The sequence below is a fragment of the Pantoea sp. FN0305 genome (assembly GCF_050113845.1).
In the GTDB taxonomy this organism is placed as follows: Bacteria; Pseudomonadota; Gammaproteobacteria; order Enterobacterales; family Enterobacteriaceae; genus Mixta; species Mixta alhagi.
Genome location: NZ_JBNJSN010000001.1, coordinates 262,801 through 282,405 on the forward strand (window position 1 = coordinate 262,801; position 19,605 = coordinate 282,405).

Annotated in this window: 19 protein-coding genes; 11 read left to right on the forward strand and 8 right to left on the reverse strand. The window is 54.3% G+C overall.

Annotation, left to right across the window (positions count from 1 at the left end; all coding sequences use genetic code 11):
- Positions 1-286: 286 nt before the first annotated feature.
- Positions 287-1,201: an oxygen-dependent coproporphyrinogen oxidase gene (gene hemF / locus ACQE3Y_RS01200; protein ID WP_426971763.1), complete on the reverse strand. Its 915-nt coding sequence runs from the start codon at positions 1,199-1,201 to the stop codon at positions 287-289.
- Positions 1,202-1,265: 64 nt separating this feature from the next.
- Complete coding sequence (gene amiA / locus ACQE3Y_RS01205; RefSeq protein WP_426971764.1) at positions 1,266-2,126, reverse strand: N-acetylmuramoyl-L-alanine amidase AmiA; 861 nt, start codon at positions 2,124-2,126, stop codon at positions 1,266-1,268.
- A gap of 201 nt (positions 2,127-2,327) precedes the next feature.
- Here amiA and ACQE3Y_RS01210 point away from each other — a divergent pair, with 201 nt between their 5' ends.
- From ACQE3Y_RS01210 to cysM, 9 genes are all read left to right on the forward strand, one after another.
- Positions 2,328-2,753, forward strand: a complete 426-nt coding sequence (locus ACQE3Y_RS01210) for a GNAT family acetyltransferase (RefSeq protein ID WP_085070892.1) — start codon at positions 2,328-2,330, stop codon at positions 2,751-2,753.
- A 42-nt stretch (positions 2,754-2,795) separates the two neighbouring features.
- Positions 2,796-3,248: a DUF2919 domain-containing protein gene (locus ACQE3Y_RS01215; RefSeq protein ID WP_426973029.1), complete on the forward strand. Its 453-nt coding sequence runs from the start codon at positions 2,796-2,798 to the stop codon at positions 3,246-3,248.
- A gap of 66 nt (positions 3,249-3,314) precedes the next feature.
- Entirely contained in the window at positions 3,315-3,923 is a 609-nt protein-coding gene (locus ACQE3Y_RS01220; protein WP_426971765.1) for an RpoE-regulated lipoprotein, read from the forward strand.
- Positions 3,924-4,163: 240 nt separating this feature from the next.
- A complete protein-coding gene (locus tag ACQE3Y_RS01225) occupies positions 4,164-5,060 on the forward strand; it encodes a Dyp-type peroxidase (protein ID WP_426971767.1) in 897 nt (298 codons plus the stop codon).
- Between the two features lie 214 nt (positions 5,061-5,274).
- Positions 5,275-6,285, forward strand: a complete 1,011-nt coding sequence (gene cysP / locus ACQE3Y_RS01230; protein WP_426971768.1) for a thiosulfate ABC transporter substrate-binding protein CysP — start codon at positions 5,275-5,277, stop codon at positions 6,283-6,285.
- Positions 6,285-7,118 (forward strand): sulfate/thiosulfate ABC transporter permease CysT, encoded by an 834-nt coding sequence (gene cysT / locus ACQE3Y_RS01235; RefSeq protein WP_085070902.1) that lies wholly within the window; start codon positions 6,285-6,287, stop codon positions 7,116-7,118. Before cysP ends, cysT begins: the two co-directional genes overlap by 1 nt.
- On the forward strand, positions 7,118-7,993 hold the full coding sequence (gene cysW / locus ACQE3Y_RS01240; protein WP_426971771.1) for a sulfate/thiosulfate ABC transporter permease CysW: 876 nt from the start codon (positions 7,118-7,120) through the stop codon (positions 7,991-7,993). Before cysT ends, cysW begins: the two co-directional genes overlap by 1 nt.
- The gene (cysA, locus tag ACQE3Y_RS01245) at positions 7,983-9,071 is read left to right on the forward strand and encodes a sulfate/thiosulfate ABC transporter ATP-binding protein CysA (protein WP_085070906.1); all 1,089 of its coding nucleotides are present in this window, start codon (positions 7,983-7,985) and stop codon (positions 9,069-9,071) included. Before cysW ends, cysA begins: the two co-directional genes overlap by 11 nt.
- A 73-nt stretch (positions 9,072-9,144) precedes the next feature.
- Positions 9,145-10,026: a cysteine synthase CysM gene (gene cysM, locus ACQE3Y_RS01250; RefSeq protein ID WP_426971773.1), complete on the forward strand. Its 882-nt coding sequence runs from the start codon at positions 9,145-9,147 to the stop codon at positions 10,024-10,026.
- 68 nt (positions 10,027-10,094) lie between these two features.
- Here cysM and ACQE3Y_RS01255 read toward each other — a convergent pair whose 3' ends face one another.
- A complete protein-coding gene (locus ACQE3Y_RS01255) occupies positions 10,095-12,032 on the reverse strand; it encodes a MacB family efflux pump subunit (protein ID WP_426980701.1) in 1,938 nt (645 codons plus the stop codon).
- Positions 12,032-13,228 carry an efflux RND transporter periplasmic adaptor subunit gene (locus tag ACQE3Y_RS01260; RefSeq protein WP_426980703.1) on the reverse strand — a complete coding sequence of 399 codons (1,197 nt, stop codon included), beginning with the start codon at positions 13,226-13,228 and terminating at the stop codon, positions 12,032-12,034. Before ACQE3Y_RS01260 ends, ACQE3Y_RS01255 begins: the two co-directional genes overlap by 1 nt.
- A gap of 170 nt (positions 13,229-13,398) precedes the next feature.
- On the opposite strand from ACQE3Y_RS01260, the gene ACQE3Y_RS01265 reads away from it, so the two are divergent.
- Together ACQE3Y_RS01265 and ACQE3Y_RS01270 are read left to right on the forward strand one after the other, a co-directional pair.
- Positions 13,399-14,079 (forward strand): response regulator transcription factor, encoded by a 681-nt coding sequence (locus ACQE3Y_RS01265; RefSeq protein ID WP_426971776.1) that lies wholly within the window; start codon positions 13,399-13,401, stop codon positions 14,077-14,079.
- Complete coding sequence (locus tag ACQE3Y_RS01270; RefSeq protein WP_426971777.1) at positions 14,076-15,425, forward strand: ATP-binding protein; 1,350 nt, start codon at positions 14,076-14,078, stop codon at positions 15,423-15,425. Before ACQE3Y_RS01265 ends, ACQE3Y_RS01270 begins: the two co-directional genes overlap by 4 nt.
- 65 nt (positions 15,426-15,490) lie before the next feature.
- Here ACQE3Y_RS01270 and crr read toward each other — a convergent pair whose 3' ends face one another.
- The 4 genes from crr to cysK form a co-directional block, all read right to left on the reverse strand.
- Positions 15,491-15,994, reverse strand: a complete 504-nt coding sequence (gene crr, locus ACQE3Y_RS01275; RefSeq protein ID WP_250650519.1) for a PTS glucose transporter subunit IIA — start codon at positions 15,992-15,994, stop codon at positions 15,491-15,493.
- A 43-nt stretch (positions 15,995-16,037) separates the two neighbouring features.
- Positions 16,038-17,765: a phosphoenolpyruvate-protein phosphotransferase PtsI gene (gene ptsI, locus ACQE3Y_RS01280; protein ID WP_426971778.1), complete on the reverse strand. Its 1,728-nt coding sequence runs from the start codon at positions 17,763-17,765 to the stop codon at positions 16,038-16,040.
- Between the two features lie 157 nt (positions 17,766-17,922).
- The gene (ptsH, locus tag ACQE3Y_RS01285) at positions 17,923-18,180 is read right to left on the reverse strand and encodes a phosphocarrier protein Hpr (protein WP_038624898.1); all 258 of its coding nucleotides are present in this window, start codon (positions 18,178-18,180) and stop codon (positions 17,923-17,925) included.
- A gap of 397 nt (positions 18,181-18,577) precedes the next feature.
- A complete protein-coding gene (gene cysK / locus ACQE3Y_RS01290) occupies positions 18,578-19,546 on the reverse strand; it encodes a cysteine synthase A (RefSeq protein WP_085070919.1) in 969 nt (322 codons plus the stop codon).
- Positions 19,547-19,605 lie beyond the last annotated feature (59 nt).

Genomic DNA, 19,605 nt, shown 5'->3' on the forward strand with positions numbered 1-19,605 from the left:
ATGACCAATAACGTGTCTGCACAGAATGGTTAAAAACGCCGATAAGGTGTAAGTCACCACTGTACAGCGACACCTGAGCCTGAAGCACAGGGAGTGCAGGCAGAAGAGTAAAGCGTCCCGCGCCAGGGATGGCGCGGGCCGAGCTGTCAGGGATGACGTTTTTTGCGTCTTTACGATCGGCCTGCACTCCCTGTGCAGGCACCGCGCTACCAGCCCGGTGTGCTTCAGCGGGCACCGCACTACCAGTGCGGTTTAATCCTGCAACTCCCGCTCCCTTGCCGCTGCTTTACTCCGGCAGCCACGCCTTTACCGGCAGAAAATCACTGTACAGCGCTGCCTCCGGCGAGCCAGGCTGTGGCTGATAATCATATTCCCAGCGCACCAGCGGCGGCATAGACATCAGAATCGATTCGGTACGGCCACCGGTCTGCAAACCAAACAGCGTGCCGCGATCCCAAACCAGGTTAAATTCCACATAGCGCCCACGACGATAAAGCTGAAACTCACGCTCACGCTCGCCCCACGGCATGCCTTTGCGACGCTGCACAATAGGCAAATAGCCATCAAGAAAACCCCGGCCCACCGCCTGCGTAAAGGCGAAGCTGCGTTCAAAATCAGGCGTGTTCAGATCATCAAAAAACAGCCCGCCGATACCACGCTGCTCATTGCGATGCTTCAGGTAAAAATAGTCATCACACCATTTCTTATAACGGGCATAAACATCCCCACCAAACGGCTGACACAGATCGAAAGCGGTTTGATGCCAGTGAATCGCATCCTCTTCAAAGCCATAAAACGGCGTTAAATCAAAGCCGCCGCCAAACCACCAGACCGGATCGGCCCCCGGTTTTTCCGCAATAAAAAAGCGCACGTTGGCATGGCTGGTCGGGATATAGGGGTTTTCCGGATGGATCACCAGAGAAACGCCCAGCGCCTCAAAGCTGCGTCCAGCCAGTTCGGGACGATGCGCAGTGGCGGAGGCGGGCATCTGGTCGCCATGCACATGGGAAAAATTCACCCCCGCCTGCTCAAACACTGCGCCCTGACGCAGCACGCGGCTCCGGCCGCCGCCGCCGCCAACGCGCGTCCAGCTATCCTCCTGAAACTGCGCGCCGCCGTCTGCCAGTTCCAGTTGTTGACAGATCTCATCCTGTAACGCCTGCAGAAAGGCTTTTACCTGTTCAATATTGGGAGCATTCATATTCGCTTCGCTATGTCATAAAAAGGCCATCTTCTGGCCTTTTGCTTCAGGGTGAAGAGTATACCTAACCCGGTCGTTGATTGCGGCGGTCAAATTCCACAAAAAAGCTAACGATGCCGTCGGCAATGGCGCGGGCAATCTTTTGCCGAAAAGCCGTGGTGCCCAGCAGACGCTCTTCCGCCGGATTGGTAATAAAAGAGGTTTCAACCAGCACTGAGGGGATCGACGGGGATTTCAACACGGCAAAGGCGGCCTGCTCGGTGTGCTGGCTGTGCAAATGATGAACCGGACGAATCTGCTGAAGAATATGGCTGCCAAGCGTCAGGCTGTTCTTGATGGTATCTGTCTGAACCAGATCAAACAGGACCTGTTGCAGATAAGGATTGTCGCTTTGTACCTTAACGCCGCCCACTTTATCCGCCGCATTCTCTTTTTCCGACAGATAACGCGCCATCGCGCTGCTCGCCCCACGGTTCGACAGGGCAAACACCGATGCGCCGTTAGCGGTTGGGCTGGTAAAACCGTCGGCGTGAATAGACATAAAGAGATCGGCCCCATGCTGATGCGCGATCTCTACCCGCTCGGCCAGCGGAATAAAATGGTCGCTGTCGCGCGTCAGACGCACCTCAATATGATTGTGCTGGCTCAGCTGCTCGCGCACGTGATGCGCAATCTCCAACACAATATGTTTCTCTTCGCTGCCTTCCTGACCCACCGCGCCGGAATCAATGCCGCCATGACCGGGATCGAGCATCACGATTTTTTTGCCGCTGGCCGGGCGAGACGCTTTGGCCTCAGGGCGCGGCATTGTCGACAGCGTGGCCTGTTCGCTTTTCGCCAGCGCCCGCACGGAGGGTAACAGGGCCAGAGCGGCTCCGGAAAACAGCAGCTTGCGGCGGGAAGTTAACGGTGAGAATTTTTTCATGGCGGCGTCCAGTGTTAAAATAACGTTATAACATGACAGCCCAGGGGCTTCGACAGGCAAGCTGTTTCAGCCTTTTACTATTTATTTCAGCTAAATAAGCAGCAGCCGTGAATTTTTTTGCCGCCTGAGGCGCTACGAGGGTTGCGCCAGGGAAAGAATGCGTGATAATCAGCGAATTGTAAGTAACTCTGAGAAAATTCCATGGAAATCCGCGCATTCCGCCAGGAAGACTTTGAAGAAGTCATTACGCTTTGGGAGCGATGCGATCTGCTTCGCCCCTGGAACGATCCGGAAATGGACATTGAGCGTAAGCTAAATCACGATCCCGATCTCTTTCTGGTGGCGGTGGTCGGCGGTGAAATTGTCGGCACCTTGATGGGCGGCTACGACGGCCATCGCGGCTCCGTCTATTATCTTGGCGTGCATCCTGATTATCGTGGACGCGGCTTTGCCAACGCGTTGCTTAACCGGCTGGAGAAAAAACTGATTGCGCGCGGCTGTCCGAAAATCAATCTCATCGTACGTGAAGAGAACGACGCGGTTATTGGCTTTTATGAAAAGCTCGATTATGAAATGCAAGACGCTGTCTGCCTGGGCAAACGACTGATTGAAGATCGTGAGTATTAACCTTGCCGGGCCGCATGGTTGCGGCTGTAGACTGTGTGCATGATGCTTTTCACCCCTGATGACTACGACAGTAAAGGTCAGCTGCGTCTGCCGCTGACCTTTTGGCTTATTCTGCTGTTACAGGCGCGTACCTGGGCGCTGTTTATTATGGCTGGCGCATCACGTCAGCAGGGTGCCGAACTGCTGGAGCTCTTTTATCCTGACAGAAACATCTTCTGGATGGGCATGGCGCTGGGGATCCCCGCCGCCGTCGGGCTACTGCTTACCGGCTATCGACAACGCTGGCCTAAGCTCTGGCGAGCCTGGCGTTGGGCACTGTGCGCTACCTTGCTGCTGAACCTGCTGCTGGTGCTGTGGCAGAGTGGGCAGGAGAGCGATATCTCGCTGTTCGCGCTGTGGCTGCCGGCGCTGTTTGACCTGTCAGCGCTGCTCTGGCTACTGCTTAGTCGTCGCCTGAAAGCCTGCTTTAATGTGCAGCTCAATCAGACGGAATAAAACTTTTTGCGCTTATGCGACTCCAACCCCACTGAAAAAGGTTGCGTAATCACTACAGGAGCTGCAATGAAATCACTACGTCCGGCATTGATCGTCGCTACGTTACTACTGGCGGGCTGTGCCAGTCACGGCTCGAACAGCAACGAAGCAAGCTGGTGGAATCCAATCGACTGGTCATGGTCTACGCTATGGCCCGGCAACTGGTTTGGCTCCTCGCTGACGGTAACCGAACAGGGCGTTGGCGCAATCAATGGCGCTACGCCACTGCAGGAAAGCGCCCTTAACGCGGGCCTGAATGGTGACTATCGGTTGCGGCAGGGCATGCGTAGCGAGCAGGGCAGCGTGGTCAGTTTCTGGCAGGCGCTGACCGATAACGAGGTGAAGTTGACGTTCAGCGGCAAAGATACAGTGAGCCGCATAGAGGTAACGGATCGCGATATCGCCAGCGCCGACGGCACCCGCATTGGCGATGTATTCAGCGATCATTATCAAAAAGCCTTTGGCCATTGTCAGGCCGCCAGTGGGGAAACGGCTCCCGCAGTGCTGTGCCAGGCACCGGGCAACCAGCATATCAGCTATATCTATCAGGGAAAATGGGCGGGTCCACAGGGGCTGATCCCGCCGGATGATGTGCTAAAAAGCTGGCAGGTGAGTAAAATTATCTGGCAACGTTAAGTAAACCCAGAACGGCGGGCGCAACGCCCGCCAGGGGAATCACTGAACCGGGATCAACAATGGTACAGAACGCTAACTGAAAGAACTGTGCAACAGGTTATGCGCGATGGTTTTTGCATGCTGTTTTCAGCGATTTATTCATCAGTCAGCGTGAATATATGTACAAGCTCAACCCCTGCCGCTATTTTCCGGTATGATAATTGCCCTGTTTCGACCCGTTTCATTCCGGAGTAGCACTGCATGTCCCCGCATCAGAGCGGCATTTTGCCCGAAAATAATCGTTTTGCCATTTGGCTGGAAGCCGTGGTTCAGGACGACCTGAACAGGATTCGCCAGGGGGTAAAAACCTTCCATCATCAGTTAATCCAGCTGCAGGCGCGCTATCCCGATGCGGCGCTGGGCGCGACCCTTGCTTTTGGCAACGCGCTCTGGCGCGATCTACAGCCTGGAGACAGTGCGCCGGAGCTGAAGGATTTTCAGCCGCTGGGCAAAAATATGGCACCTGCGACTCAACGCGACCTGCTGGTTCATATTCAATCCCTGCGTCATGATATTAACTTTACCCTGGCCCAGGCGGCCCTGACGGCTTTTGGCCCGGCGGTACGCATTGAAGAAGAGACGCACGGTTTCCGCTGGACGGAAGATCGCGATCTTTCTGGCTTCGTTGATGGCACTGAAAACCCGAAGGGAGAGATGCGTCAACAGGTAGCGATTATCGCCAACGGGGCTGACGCCGGTGGCAGCTATGTGTTTACCCAGCGCTGGGAGCATAATTTATCGCAGTTGCAACGTCTGCCGGTTGCAAAACAGGAGCAAATCATTGGGCGTACCAGGCTGAGCAATGAAGAGCTGGAAGGCGATGCGCGTCCTGCAACATCGCACGTTAGCCGCGTTGACTTGAAAGAAAACGGGCAGGGATTAAAAATCCTGCGCCAGAGCCTGCCTTACGGCACCGCCAGCGGCACTAACGGCCTCTATTTTATCGCTTACTGCGCCACGCTCTACAATATTGAACAGCAGCTGTTAAGTATGTTTGGCGAGCGTGACGGCAAGTATGACGCCATGCTGCGCTTTACTAAACCGGTCAGCGGCGCGTGGTGGTTTGCGCCTTCTCTTGAGACGCTACTGGCGCTGTAAATAACGGACGATACCGGCCTGGTATCGCCCGATCTACTCTGCCGTACCGCTGTTTTTCAGCTTTGCTGTATTGCCGTTAAGCTTTGCCGTGCGCTTATGCTTTTTTCTACTTTTAAAGCAGCAAAAGATATATAAAACCGTTACAGCTTTGCCCTGAGTTATAAATACACTGAGCATACGGTGATGTGAGCCGGATCAATACTCAGGGTGTGAAATGACCTTTCCCGTAGCGAAAAAGTTACTCGGCGGCGCGGCGCTCTCTTTGCTGTTGGCCGCGAACGTGCAGGCAACCGAGCTGTTAAACAGCTCTTATGATGTGTCACGTGAACTCTTTACGGCGCTGAATGCTCCTTTTATCCAGCAGTGGGATGAAAAGCACCCGAACGATAAGCTTACTATTCGCCAGTCACATGCCGGATCGTCGAAACAGGCGTTGGCGATCCTTCAGGGCCTGAAGGCGGATGTGGTCACTTATAACCAGGTCACCGATGTACAAATCCTGCACGATCGCGGTCGTTTGCTGCCTGCCGACTGGCAATCGCGTCTGCCGAACCACAGCTCGCCATTCTATTCCACCATGGCGTTTCTGGTGCGCAAGGGCAATCCAAAGCAAATTCATGACTGGAACGATCTGATCCGCAGCGACGTTAAGCTGATTTTCCCTAATCCAAAAACGTCCGGCAACGGCCGCTATACCTGGCTGGCGGCATGGGGAGCGGCAGATAAAGCCAACAATGGCGACCGCGCTAAAACCACCCAGTTTATGACTCAACTGCTGAAAAATGTCGAAGTGATGGATACCGGCGGACGTGGCGCAACCACCACGTTCGTTGAGCGTGGCCTGGGCGACGTACTGATCAGCTTTGAATCAGAAGTGAACAATATTCGTAACCAGTATGCGCAAGCAGGTTACGAAGTAGTGGTGCCGAAAACCGATATTCTCGCCGAGTTCCCGGTGGCGTGGCTGGATAAAAACGTGGCTCAGAATCATAGCGAGGCAGCGGCGAAAGCCTACCTCAATTATCTCTACACGCCAGCGGCGCAGCAGATAATGACCAAATTCTATTATCGGGTGAATAACCCTCAAATGATGCAGCAGGCGAACTTCCCGCAAACCGAGCTGTTCCGTGTGGAAGATCGCTTTGGCAGCTGGGAAAAGATCATGAAAACCCACTTCGCCAGCGGTGGCGAGCTGGATAAGCTGTTAGCGGCGGGGCGTGGTTAATGTTTGTAGCAAGTAGTAAACGCGTACTTCCTGGCTTTGGCATTAGCCTCGGCAGCAGCCTGTTTTTCACCTGCCTGATCCTGCTGTTGCCGATGAGCGCCTTGATTATGCAACTGGCGCAAATGTCGCTGGCGCAATACTGGGAAGTCATTACTAATCCGCAGGTGGTAGCGGCTTACAAAATAACGCTGATCTCGGCGGCGGTGGCCTCGCTGTTTAATGCCTTCTTCGGCATGCTGATGGCCTGGATTTTAACCCGCTACCGCTTTCCCGGCCGCAGTGTGTTGGATGGGTTAATGGATCTGCCTTTCGCGCTGCCAACGGCCGTAGCGGGACTGACGCTGGCCGGGCTGTTTTCGGTGAACGGCTGGTATGGTCAGTGGCTGGCGCAGTTTGATATCAAGGTTTCCTATACCTGGCTGGGAATTGCCGTGGCGATGGCTTTTACCAGCATCCCCTTTGTGGTGCGTACCGTTCAGCCGGTACTGGAAGAGCTGGGTCCGGAATATGAAGAGGCGGCGCAAACCCTGGGCGCGACGCCCTGGCAAAGTTTCCGCCGCGTGGTGCTGCCGGAAGTAGCACCGGCGTTAATGGCCGGTACGGCGCTCTCCTTTACCCGCAGTCTGGGTGAGTTTGGCGCGATTATTTTTATTGCCGGTAATATCGCCTGGAAGACGGAAGTCACTTCGCTGATGATTTTTATTCGTCTGCAGGAGTTCGATTACCCCGCAGCCAGTGCGATTGCTTCCGTTATTCTGGCCGCTTCGCTGCTGCTGCTGTTCGCTATCAATACGTTACAGAGCCGCTTTGGCCGTCGTCTTGGAGGTCATTAATGGCTGATATCACCCAACTGAATGGCGTTGAGCGTCCGCGCATTAACTGGGGTAAATGGCTGCTGATTGCTGTTGGCGTGCTGGTCTCTTTTCTGTTGCTGGTGGTGCCGCTGATCGCCATTTTTACCGAGGCGCTGGCACAGGGGCTGGGCGCGGTGCTGAGTAACCTCAGCGATAGCGATATGCTGCATGCTATCTGGCTCACAGTGCTGGTGGCATTGATTACCGTACCGGTTAACCTGGTTTTCGGTACGCTGCTTGCCTGGCTGGTGACCCGTTTTACCTTCCCGGGGCGCCAGTTACTGCTGACGCTGTTCGATATTCCGTTTGCGGTCTCGCCGGTGGTGGCTGGCCTGATTTATTTGCTGTTCTGGGGCGTAAACGGGCCCGCGGGCGGCTGGCTGGATGAACACCATATACAGCTGATGTTCTCCTGGCCGGGCATCGTGATGGCAACAATCTTTGTCACTTGCCCATTTGTGGTGCGTGAGCTGGTACCGGTGATGCTTAGTCAGGGCAGTCATGAAGATGAAGCCGCAGTACTGCTGGGCGCTTCCGGCTGGCAGATGTTTCGCCGCGTGACGTTGCCCAATATCCGCTGGGCGCTGTTGTATGGCGTGGTGCTGACCAATGCCCGCGCGATCGGTGAATTTGGTGCGGTCTCGGTGGTTTCGGGAGCGATTCGCGGCGAGACCTATACCTTGCCGCTACAGGTTGAGTTACTGCATCAGGATTACAACAGCGTGGGCGCGTTTACCGCCGCCGCGCTGCTGACTCTGATGGCGATAGTGACGCTGTTTCTGAAAAGCGCGCTGCAATGGCGATTAGAGAACCAGCAGAAGCGTTTACAGCAGGAGGAAAATCATGAGCATTGAGATTAAGCAGATTAATAAATCGTTTGGCCGTACGCGGGTGCTCAATGACATCTCGCTGGATATCTCTTCTGGTCAAATGGTGGCGCTGCTGGGGCCGTCAGGCTCCGGGAAAACCACGCTGCTGCGCATTATCGCCGGTCTGGAACATCAAAACAGCGGACAGATCCGCTTTCATGATAAAGATGTCAGCCATGTACATGCGCGCGATCGCCAGGTTGGATTTGTTTTTCAGCACTATGCGCTGTTCCGTCACATGACCGTGTTCGACAACATTGCTTTTGGCCTGACGGTGCTGCCACGTCGCGAACGTCCGTCAGCGGCGGCGATCAAGCAGAAGGTCACGCAGCTGCTGGAAATGGTGCAGCTGGGACATCTGGCAACCCGTTTTCCGGCCCAGCTTTCCGGCGGTCAGAAACAGCGTGTGGCGCTAGCGCGCGCGCTGGCGGTCGAGCCGCAGATTCTGTTGCTGGATGAACCTTTTGGCGCGCTGGACGCGCAGGTGCGTAAAGAACTGCGTCGCTGGCTGCGTCAGCTGCATGAAGAACTGAAATTTACCAGCGTGTTTGTGACTCACGATCAGGAAGAGGCGATGGAAGTTGCCGATCGGGTGGTGGTCATGAGCCAGGGTAATATCGAGCAGGTCGGTACGCCGGATGATGTGTGGCGCGAACCGGCCAACCGTTTTGTACTGGAGTTCCTTGGCGAAGTGAACCGCTTTGATGCTGAGGTTCATGGCTCTCATTTCCATGTGGGCGCGCATCACTGGCCGCTGGGCTATACGCCAGCGCATCAGGGTGCGGTTGAGCTGTTCCTGCGTCCCTGGGAAATTGATGCGGCGCGCCAGAGTAGCCTGGAAACCCCTTTGCCGGTTCAGATTCTGGAAGTCAGCCCGCGTGGGCACTTCTGGCAGTTGCTGGTCCAACCCGCTGGCTGGCAGGCTGAGCCTTTTAGCCTGGTGTTTGATGGTGAACAGGCGGCCCCGCAGCGCGGCGAGCGCCTCTACGTTGGCCTGCAGCAGGCGCGTCTCTATCAGGGCAACACGCCGCTGCGTGCGGTTGCCTTTGCCGAAAGCGCCTGATATTTTCTAACTCCACATATTTTATTTGGGCGGGATTTTCCCGCCCTGTTATTTTGCCTGCCGGGAAAACATCGTGACGACTCTGGAAACCACCATCGGCAATACGCCGCTGATTAAACTGCAGCGCCTGACGCCTGCCAACGGCAGCGAAATCTGGCTGAAGCTGGAGGGCAACAACCCTGCCGGATCTGTGAAGGATCGTGCCGCGCTGTCGATGATCCAGCGCGCTGAGCAACGTGGTGAAATCGCTCCCGGCGATCAATTGATCGAAGCGACCAGCGGCAATACCGGTATTGCGCTGGCGATGATCGCTGCGATGAAAGGTTACCGTCTGAAGCTGCTCATGCCGGATAATATGAGCCAGGAACGGCAGGCAGCGATGCGCGCCTACGGGGCTGAACTGGTGTTGGTTAGCCGTGAACAGGGCATGGAAGGGGCACGCGATCTGGCTCTGGCAATGGCGGAACGTGGTGAGGGCAAAGTACTGGATCAGTTTAATAATCCTGATAATCCACTGGGTCACTATGCCACTACCGGCCCGGAAATCTGGCAGCAGAGCGGCGGACGCATCACGCATTTTGTTTCCAGTATGGGCACCACCGGCACGATAACCGGCGTTGGCCGTTACCTGAAAGAGCAAAATCCACAGGTACAAATTGTGGGGCTGCAGCCGCAGGAGGGCAGCAGTATTCCCGGCATTCGCCGCTGGCCTGCTGCCTATATGCCGGGTATCTGGCGCCCGGAGTTGATTGACCGCATTATCGATATGGGGCAGGGCGAAGCGGAAGAGACCATGCGCCAACTGGCGCGGCGTGAAGGAATTTTCTGCGGCGTTAGCTCTGGCGGCGCGGCGGCGGGCGCGATTCGCATCGCTACGGAAAATCCAGGTAGCATAGTGGTCGCGATCGTTTGCGATCGCGGCGACCGTTACCTCTCGACCGGCGTTTATCAATAACGCGCCCCGCAAAGAGCGACAGGCCCACGGCGCGGGCCTCTCCTGCGGTTTTGTAACAAAAGGGTCAGCTATTCGCGCTCCAGCGCATGAATTGGGTCGAGCCGGGCAGCCCGCCTTGCCGGGAAAAAGCCGAAGATCACACCGATCAGACTGGAGCAGATAAAAGCCGCCACGATTGAGAAGGGCGAGTAGATCATGCTGAAACTGCTGGTGGTCTGCGCCAGAATGATGCCTGGCACCAGCGACAATAGCACGCCGATAATACCGCCGGTCAGGCAGACCAGCACCGCTTCAATCAAAAACTGCTGCATAATATCGCTGGCGCGCGCGCCTACCGCCATGCGCACGCCGATTTCACGGGTACGCTCAGTCACTGAAACCAGCATAATATTCATCACCCCGATGCCGCCCACCAGCAGTGAAATCAGCGCAATCATCGCTACCAGCAGCGTCATGGTATCGGTGGTGCGCTCAATGGTTTGCCGAATGCTGTCGGTATTAAGGATGAAAAAATCTTTGCCATTGTGGCGCTGCGTCAGCAGGCGGGTAACGCCCTGTTCCGCCAGATCCAGATCAACGTTATCACGCACTCGTACGGTAATGCCGCTGAGCCACGTCTGCCCAACCATGCGCTTCATCACCGTGGTGTAGGGCACCCACAGATTCAGATTGCTGTCATTGCCGAAACTGCTTTGATGGGTAGCGACGCCGATAATGCGCACCGGCATATTGCCGAGGATCACAACCTGGCCCAGCGGATTTTCACCGTGAGGGAAGAGCCTTTTTAGGGTATTTTCATCAATCACCGCATCCTGCGCCAGGCTGTCTACACCCTGACGATCGAAGGCCATTCCCTGCGTCACATGATAGCCACGTACAGCAAAAAACTGTTCGCCAACGCCGTTTACCATTACCGATAGCGCCTGATTGCGATATTTCAGCGTGGTACTGGTTGAAAGCGAAGGGGTCACGCTGTGCACATAAGGCTGGTAAGCCAGCGCATCGGCATCGCTGGCGCGCAGCGTCTGAATGGCGGAGGAGTTCATATCGCCAAAATCATTGCCGGGAAAAATATCCAGCGTGCTGGTGCCCATTAAGCTGATTTCTTGCAGGATTTTTTGCTGCGATCCTTTACCCAACGCCACAACCGCCACCACCGAGGCGATACCGATAATTATGCCCAGCATCGTCAGGAACGTGCGTAAGCGCTGCGACATCATGGAGACCAGCGCCATACGAAATGCTTCGGTCAGCCGATCGCGCGCGGCGCGCCAGGCGTTACCCTCTGCGCGCCGGGTCATTTGCCGTGAGCCAGCGTCAGGCGCCTGACGCTGGCTGTCGCTGAGAATTTCGCCATCGCGTATTTCAATAATCCGCTGTGCGTGCTGTGCAATCTGCATATCGTGCGTCACGATAACAATGGTATGCCCTTGCTGATGCAGGTCATGCAGGATGCGCATTACCTCTTCGCCGCTGTGGCTATCAAGCGCCCCGGTCGGCTCATCGGCCAGGATCACTTCGCCGCCGTTCATCAGGGCGCGCGCAATACTGACACGCTGCTGCTGTCCGCCCGAAAGCTGACCCGGTCGATAATGCAGACGCTCGCCAAGGCCAAGACGCGTCAGCAGAGCAGCGGCCCGTTCACGCCGCGCCTGCACCGCCTGACCGGCGTAGATAGCGGGCATCTCGGCATTACCCAGTGCCGTGAGTTCGCTTAGCAGGTGATAGCGCTGGAAGATAAAGCCGAAATGCTCGCGCCGCAGCGCCGCCAGCGCATCATTATCCAGCGCCGAAACGGCGCGATTGGCAATCAGATATTCACCGGCGCTGGCTTTATCCAGGCAGCCGAGAATATTCATTAACGTTGATTTGCCAGAGCCGGACTGCCCTACAATGGCAACAAATTCGCCTGAATCGATGGACAGATTAATATTACGCAGCACCTGCACCTGCTGTTCGCCATTCTGAAAAGAACGGCAGATATCATTAAGCTGTAGCAGCGCCATTATTGTGGCCCCATTTCGCCCGAGGGCGCGTCAGCCGTGTTGCGCTGGCCCAGTATCACTTTCTCGCCGGGCTTCAGGCCGGAAACAATTTCCGCTTCGACATTATCATTCAACCCCACCTCAACCTGTCGGCGCGTGACCTGCTGACCGGCATCCAGTACCTGTACCGATGTTTTACCGTCAATGTTATCCAGCGCGGTCGCGGGGATCACCACGGCATTTTTGCGCTCGCCCAGCACAATATGCACCTCCGCCGACATAGAGATGCGCAGGCGATGCTGCGGATTGGGCACGTCAAACAGACCATAATAATAGATGGCGGTTTTATTGCTGGAGCTACTGGAAGAGCTGGTCAGGCTACTGCTGGAGCTGTCGTTATTAATCGAGTCTGGTGCCGGTTCGATGGCGCGCAGCGTGCCCTCATAGCGTTTATGCGGCTCGCCGAGAATGGTAAACCAGACTTTCATGCCCGGTTCCACCTTGATAACGTCCGCTTCAGAAATTTGCGCCTTTACCGTCATGGTGTCGAGGTTGGCGACTTTGATTAGCGTTGGCGCGCTTTGTACGGCGTTAACCGTTTGTCCTTCTTCAACCGGTACCGAAACAACCGTGCCGTCTATCGGTGAAACGATACGGGTATAGCCAAGGTTCACCTGGGCGGTATTCACTTCAATTTGCGCCTGAACGATCTGTGCATCCAGCGCGCGGATCTCCGCTTCGGTAGCGATCAGCCTGGCCTGCGCATCGTCATACTCCGCTTTCGCCGTAAGGTTTCTGGCCAGCATCGCCTGCTGACGGGCAAAGGTTGCCCGATAGTTGCTGAGCTGGGCCTGCTTAGCTGCTCGCTGCGCTTCAATATTTTTTAAGGCCGCCTGCGCGTTTTGTAGCGCGTTTTGCTGCGTCATACTGTCAATTTCCGCCACCAGCTGCCCCTGTTTGACCTGATCGCCCAGTTCGACCCGCAACCGTTTGATCTGACCTGAAGCCTGCGCGCCGACGCTAACCAGTTTGCTGGCGGTGAGCGTGCCGTCTGCCAGCACCGCCTGTTGCAGCGGGCGCTGTTCCGCCGTAGCGGTCAAAAATTCTGCGGGTTTCTGCCGCTGATGCAGTAACGCCCAGGTGATAACAACAGCAATGATGATAAATAACAGCAGTAAAAATCCTTTACGGCTGAACAAAGTGCGACTTAATGCCATGACCAATATCCCTGGTACGAAGAAAACACTGGTATAGCCTAAAAGGCTGCCACAATAAAGTGAAACAGCAGCGCAATCAGGCAAGAATATCTGTAAGGATTGAGTAAATTCTGCTGCGTACTGTTCCGCTTGAGGTCAAAATAACGCCAACCGATTATGAGAGTGTATGCATGAAAATTCTGTTAGTTGACGATGACCTGGAGCTGGGCACGATGCTCAGTGAATATTTAATGGGCGAGGGCTTTCATGCCTCGCTGGTGCTTACCGGTCAGGCCGGAATTAATAGTGCGCTGTCCGGTGACTTTCAGGCGATGATTTTAGATATCATGCTGCCAGATATGAGTGGTATTGACGTGCTGCGTCAGGTACGACAAAGCAGTCGTATCCCGGTGATTATGCTAACGGCAAAAGGGGATAATATCGATCGGGTTATCGGGCTTGAAATGGGCGCAGATGACTATGTTCCCAAGCCCTGCTATCCCCGTGAGCTGGTGGCACGCCTGCGGGCCGTGCTGCGTCGCTTTGATGAGCTGCCTGCCCAGCAGGAGAAAAAAGAGGTGGTACGCTGGGGCGATCTGACGCTTAATCCGGCTACGCGTATCAGCGAATGGAAAAACAAGCCTTTCGACCTGACCGCTTCCGAATTCAATCTGCTTGATTTGCTGCTGCGATCGCCCGATCGGGTAGTGACAAAAGATGAATTGTCGGAGAAAGGGCTGGGGCGTCCGCGCGAAGCCTACGATCGCAGCGTGGATGTGCATATCAGCAATATCCGGCAAAAACTATCCAGCCTGGCTGGCGAGGCGATCAATATTGAAACCGTACGCAGCATCGGTTATCGCATTCGATGAGGAACCGTTTTCGCGGCCGTCTGTTCTGGAAAATCCTGTTTGGTTTCCTGCTGGTGTTTTTTCTGATTAGCCAACTACTGTGGCTGGGGTTTACCCTGTATGGCAAGCATCGCGAGCCGCCAGAACATATTGCTACGCGGCGTATTGTTAATCTTCAGATGGCTTCAGCCGTTTCGGTATTGCAGCACGGCGGTCTGCCAGCGCTGGATAATATGATGTCGGACTGGTCGCCCGGCGATCGTCGTTTTTTCTCCGTCACGCTTATGCCGACGCCGCCGCAGGAGATTTCGCGTCATCAGCTCAATCTTTCACTGCCGGGTAGCGGCTTCCCCGATCAGGTTATTGAGTGGGTGACCGGCGCAGATGGCCAGCAGTACCAGCTACGCTATGACGTAAAAGGGCTACGCGAAGACAGCGAGATGGGCAGACCGCCGCGTAAGATCCTGAATATTCCAGAGCCGGTGTTCTGGTTTGCCGGGGTAATGGGGCTGCTGTTCAGCTCTTTGCTGGCATGGAACCTGACGCGGCCGATGCGTCAACTACGTCTGGGTTTTACCCGCGTATCCAATGGCGATCTTTCCGTACGTCTTTACCCACAGATGCGTCGTCGCCACGACGAGTTTTCCGTTGTCGCCCGTGATTTCGATGCGATGGTTGAACGCCTTGCTGTGCTGGTGAAGGCGCGTGAAGAGCTACTGCATGATATTTCGCATGAGCTGCGCTCGCCGCTGGCACGGCTGCAACTGGCGACCGGCCTGGCACGTCAGACGCCGGAGTCGGTTAACACCTCTCTCGATCGCATTGATGAAGAGGCGCGGCGGCTGGATAAGATGATTGGCGAGCTGCTGACGCTGTCCCGGGCCGAAAATGAAAAGATGCCTGATGAGCAATATTTCGATCTACACGGTCTGCTGGAAACGGTCGTTAATGATGCGCGCTATGAGGCGCAGTTGCCTGGCGTAGATATTACGCTGGAAGTTGGGGAAAACGTCGACTATACGGTGAAGGGCAATGCCGAACTGATACGCCGTGCGGTAGAAAATGTGGTGCGTAACGCGCTGCGCTATTCGGTGCGAGGGCAGGTGGTCAAAGTGAGCCTGCGGCCTGACGGCCACTGGCTAAGCATTCGTGTGAGCGATAGCGGACCTGGCGTGGATGCCGATAAGCTCTCCAGTATTTTTGATCCCTTTGTGCGTGTCAATTCCCCTATGCAGGGCAAAGGTTACGGTTTGGGGTTATCTATCGTACGTAAGGTGGTGCTGGCGCATTATGGTGAGGTACAGGCATTCAACGGGCGTAACGGTGGATTAGAAATGATTATTCGTCTGCCGCACTGGGAAAACTAGCTTAGCACTGCATTATGATATAAAAACGGCACCCGCAGGTGCCGTTTTAGTCAGCATGAAAACCGTTATTTTTTAATACGAATCACCGGTGTTTCGCCAACAATAACCTGACCGGTCAGCTTGGTCAGCTCTTTGATCTCATCCATATTGGAGATCACGACTGGCGTCAGGGTCGATTTCGCTTTCTCTTCCAGCAGCGGCAGGTCAAACTCAATAACCACATCGCCTTTCTTCACTTTCTGGCCTTCTTCCGCGATGCGTTTAAAGCCTTCGCCTTTTAGCTCCACGGTATCGATACCGAAGTGAACGAACAGCTCAATGCCACTATCGGATTCGATAGAGAACGCATGGTTGGTTTCGAAAATTTTGCCGATAGTGCCATCAACCGGAGCAACCATTTTATTGCCTGCCGGTTTAATCGCGATGCCATCGCCGACAATTTTCTCCGCAAATACTACGTCTGGCACGTCTTCGATATTTACGATCTCACCAGACAGCGGGGCGACGATCTCAATGGTGCCAGATGCGCTTTCTGTTTTATCGCCAAAAAGTTTGGATAAAAAACCCATGATCTTCTCCTAAGCAGTAATGTTGGGCCAGCGTATCGCGGAATCAGCAGAGTGTTTTTTCTTCAATGAACTTGTTGACCAGGTTCATCAACTCTTCCGCGGTCGGTTGAGCCAGAGCCTGCTCTGCTAATGCCTTCGCATCTTCGAAGTTCGTGTTACGAATGATCTTCTTGATGCGCGGGATAGAAATGGCACTCATGCTGAATTCATCCAGCCCCATTCCCAATAACAGTAGTGTAGCACGTTCATCACCGGCCAGCTCACCACACATGCCGGTCCACTTGCCTTCGGCGTGAGAAGCATCGATAACCTGCTTAATCAGGCCAAGCACTGACGGCGTCATTGGGTTATAAAGATGCGAAATCAGTTCGTTACCGCGATCGACCGCCAGAGTATACTGCGTCAGATCGTTTGTCCCAATACTAAAGAAGTCGACCTCTTTCGCCAGGTGGCGAGCGATAACGGCTGAGGCTGGCGTTTCCACCATAATACCGACTTCAATGGTTTCGTCGAAAGCTTTGCCTTCTTCACGCAGCTGGGCTTTTAACATCTCCAGCTCTGCTTTCAGGAAGCGCACTTCTTCCACGGAAATGATCATCGGGAACATAATGCGCAGCTTGCCGAACGCGGAGGCGCGCAGAATCGCACGCAGCTGTGCATGCAGAATTTCTTTGCGATCCATAGCGATACGGATAGCACGCCAGCCAAGGAACGGGTTCTCTTCTTTCGGCAGGTTCATGTACGGCAGATCTTTATCACCGCCAATGTCCATGGTACGGACAATCACTGCCTGAGAGCCCATGGCTTCGGCAACGGCTTTGTAAGCCTGGAACTGCTCTTCTTCAGTGGGCAGCGCATCGCGATCCATAAACAGGAACTCGGTACGATACAGGCCAACACACTCTGCGCCGTTACGCTCAGCGCCCGGAATATCACGCACGGTGCCGATGTTGGCACCCACTTCTACCTGATGTCCATCCAGCGTGATCGCTGGCAGATCTTTCAGTTTAGCGAGTTCATTTTTCTCGCTCAGATATTGATGCTGTACTGCCTTCAGCTCTTCGATGACTTCAGCAGTCGGGTTAACATAAACTTTATTGTTAACACCATCCAGAATCACATAATCATCGTTCTTAACGCGACTGGTGACGTCACCGGTGCCGACAATGGCAGGCAGCTCAAGGGAGCGCGCCATAATAGACGTATGTGAAGTACGACCGCCAAGATCGGTAATGAAGCCCAGCACTTTTTTCAAATTCAGTTGTGCGGTTTCGGACGGCGTCAAATCTTTAGCAACCAGAATCACTTCGTCTTTGATCGCGCTCAGATCCACAATGTGCAGACCAAGAATATTCTGCAGCAGACGCTTACCGATATCGCGTACGTCGGCAGCACGTTCTTTCAGATATTCATCATCCAGCTCTTCCAGTGCTTTAGCCTGACCTTCAATGACGCTATGAGTTGCGGCATCGGCCGTGGCCATTTCATCTTTAATCAGGCTGATGATGTCCTGTTCCAGCTCTTCATCTTCCAGCAACATAATGTGGCCTTCGAAGATGGCTTCTTTTTCTTCGCCAAAAGTCTCGCCAGCTTTAATTTTTATAGCTTCAAGCTGTGTAGCGGCTTTACCACGACCTTCAAGAAAGCGAGCAACTTCCTGATCAACCTGATCGGCAGAAATTTTCTTCCGGTTGATAACGATTTCATCTTCCTTCAGCAAAAGTGCTTTGCCGAAAGCGATACCCGGTGATGCTAAAATGCCTGAAATCATAACCCTACCTTTATTATAACGATGCCTACCAGGCGAAACGAGGTGCCAGGATCCTGCGGAACCGTACTTTACGGATGCAACAACGCGGACATAATGTCCGCGATCAATATGTTTGCACTCAGTTGCCTGATGAAACGGTTTTTCGTCGGCTGGACGATTACTCGAGTTCAGCCATCAGTTTAACCAGATGCTCAACAGCCTGCTGTTCATCTTCACCTTCAGCGGACAGCGTCACCACGGTGCCCTGAGTCAGGCCCAGAGTCTGCAGCTTGAACAGGCTTTTCGCACTGGCAGATTTACCATTAGACGTCACGGTGATTTCTGAGGCAAAAGCTTTTGCTTCTTTAACAAACTGAGCAGCCGGACGAGTATGCAGGCCATTAGGTGCGGTGATGGTAACTTCTTGCTGGAACATTATATTTCCCCAACTTAATTAGGTTTGGTGTTTTGTCTCTAAAGTCTAGCCTGGCGGCGAAACTTTAGCCTGTGTAGGTCGCGCTGGTTCGAGTACGGGACTCACCAAAAAATGCGCAATTAAGGCATGAGAGCGGACGGGGCAAAAAAACGGGGGTTTTCGCTTCGCTGCTCTACTCCTCATTATGCCGCGTGTTGCGCTATTCCGCCAAATCAGTAAATCGATTCAGCTTGATCCAGTTCAAAGCGCTATTAATTTTGCGCTTCGAAATAATTGTCAGCTTAAATACCAGAGCTACCAGAGTGAATCAATGACAGGGGTGGTAAAAATTTGAAGTGGTCCACAAAAAAGCACCCCGAAAGGCGCTTTTTGCAACAATGCCGGCACTCTGGCACTACTATTGCAGTTCTTTTTCCGTAAAAAGATCGGCAAACAGGGCGGTACTCAGATAACGCTCGCCGGAAGAGGGCAGGATTACCACAATATTTTTATTGGCGTAAGCTTCGTCTTCCTGCAACTTAAGCGCGGCGGCCACGGCTGCGCCGGAAGAGATGCCGGCCAAAATGCCTTCTTCATCCATCAGACGTCGGGCAGTGGAAATTGCCTCTTCATTTGTGATGGCCACAACCTGATCCACCAGACTGAGATCCAGGTTACCCGGAATAAAGCCAGCGCCGATGCCCTGAATTTTATGCGGACCGGGTTTAACTTCTTGCCCGGCCAACGTTTGAGCGATAACCGGTGAGTCGGTGGGTTCAACCGCCACGGCGATCAGATCTTTTTTGCCTTTGGTATTTTTGATGAAGCGGGTAACGCCGGTCAGCGTGCCGCCGGTGCCAACGCCGGAAATAAAGACATCAATCTGGCCATCGGTATCTTCCCAGATTTCAGGACCGGTGGTTTTCTCATGAATTTCCGGGTTAGCCGGATTGCTAAACTGCTGCAGCATCAGGAACTTGTCTGGATTGCTGGCTACGATCTCTTCTGCTTTAGCGATAGCGCCTTTCATGCCTTTTGCGCCTTCGGTTAATACCAGGCTGGCACCCAGCGCTTTCAGCAGCTTACGGCGTTCAACGGACATGGTTTCCGGCATGGTCAGCGTCAGCTTATAGCCGCGTGCGGCCGCAACGTAGGCCAGAGCGATCCCGGTATTGCCGCTGGTAGGCTCCACCAGCTCCACGCCGGGTTTCAGGATCCCGCGCTTTTCAGCGTCCCATATCATATTGGCACCGATACGGCATTTGACGCTAAAGCTGGGATTGCGCGACTCAACCTTCGCCAGAATGCGTCCATTGCCGATGCGGTTCAGACGAACCAGCGGCGTATGACCGATTGTCAAAGAGTTGTCTTCATAAATCTTACTCATAGCCCGTCCTTAACTGTATGAATTTCAGGGAACCGTCAGAGCATACCTTTTCCAGTTTC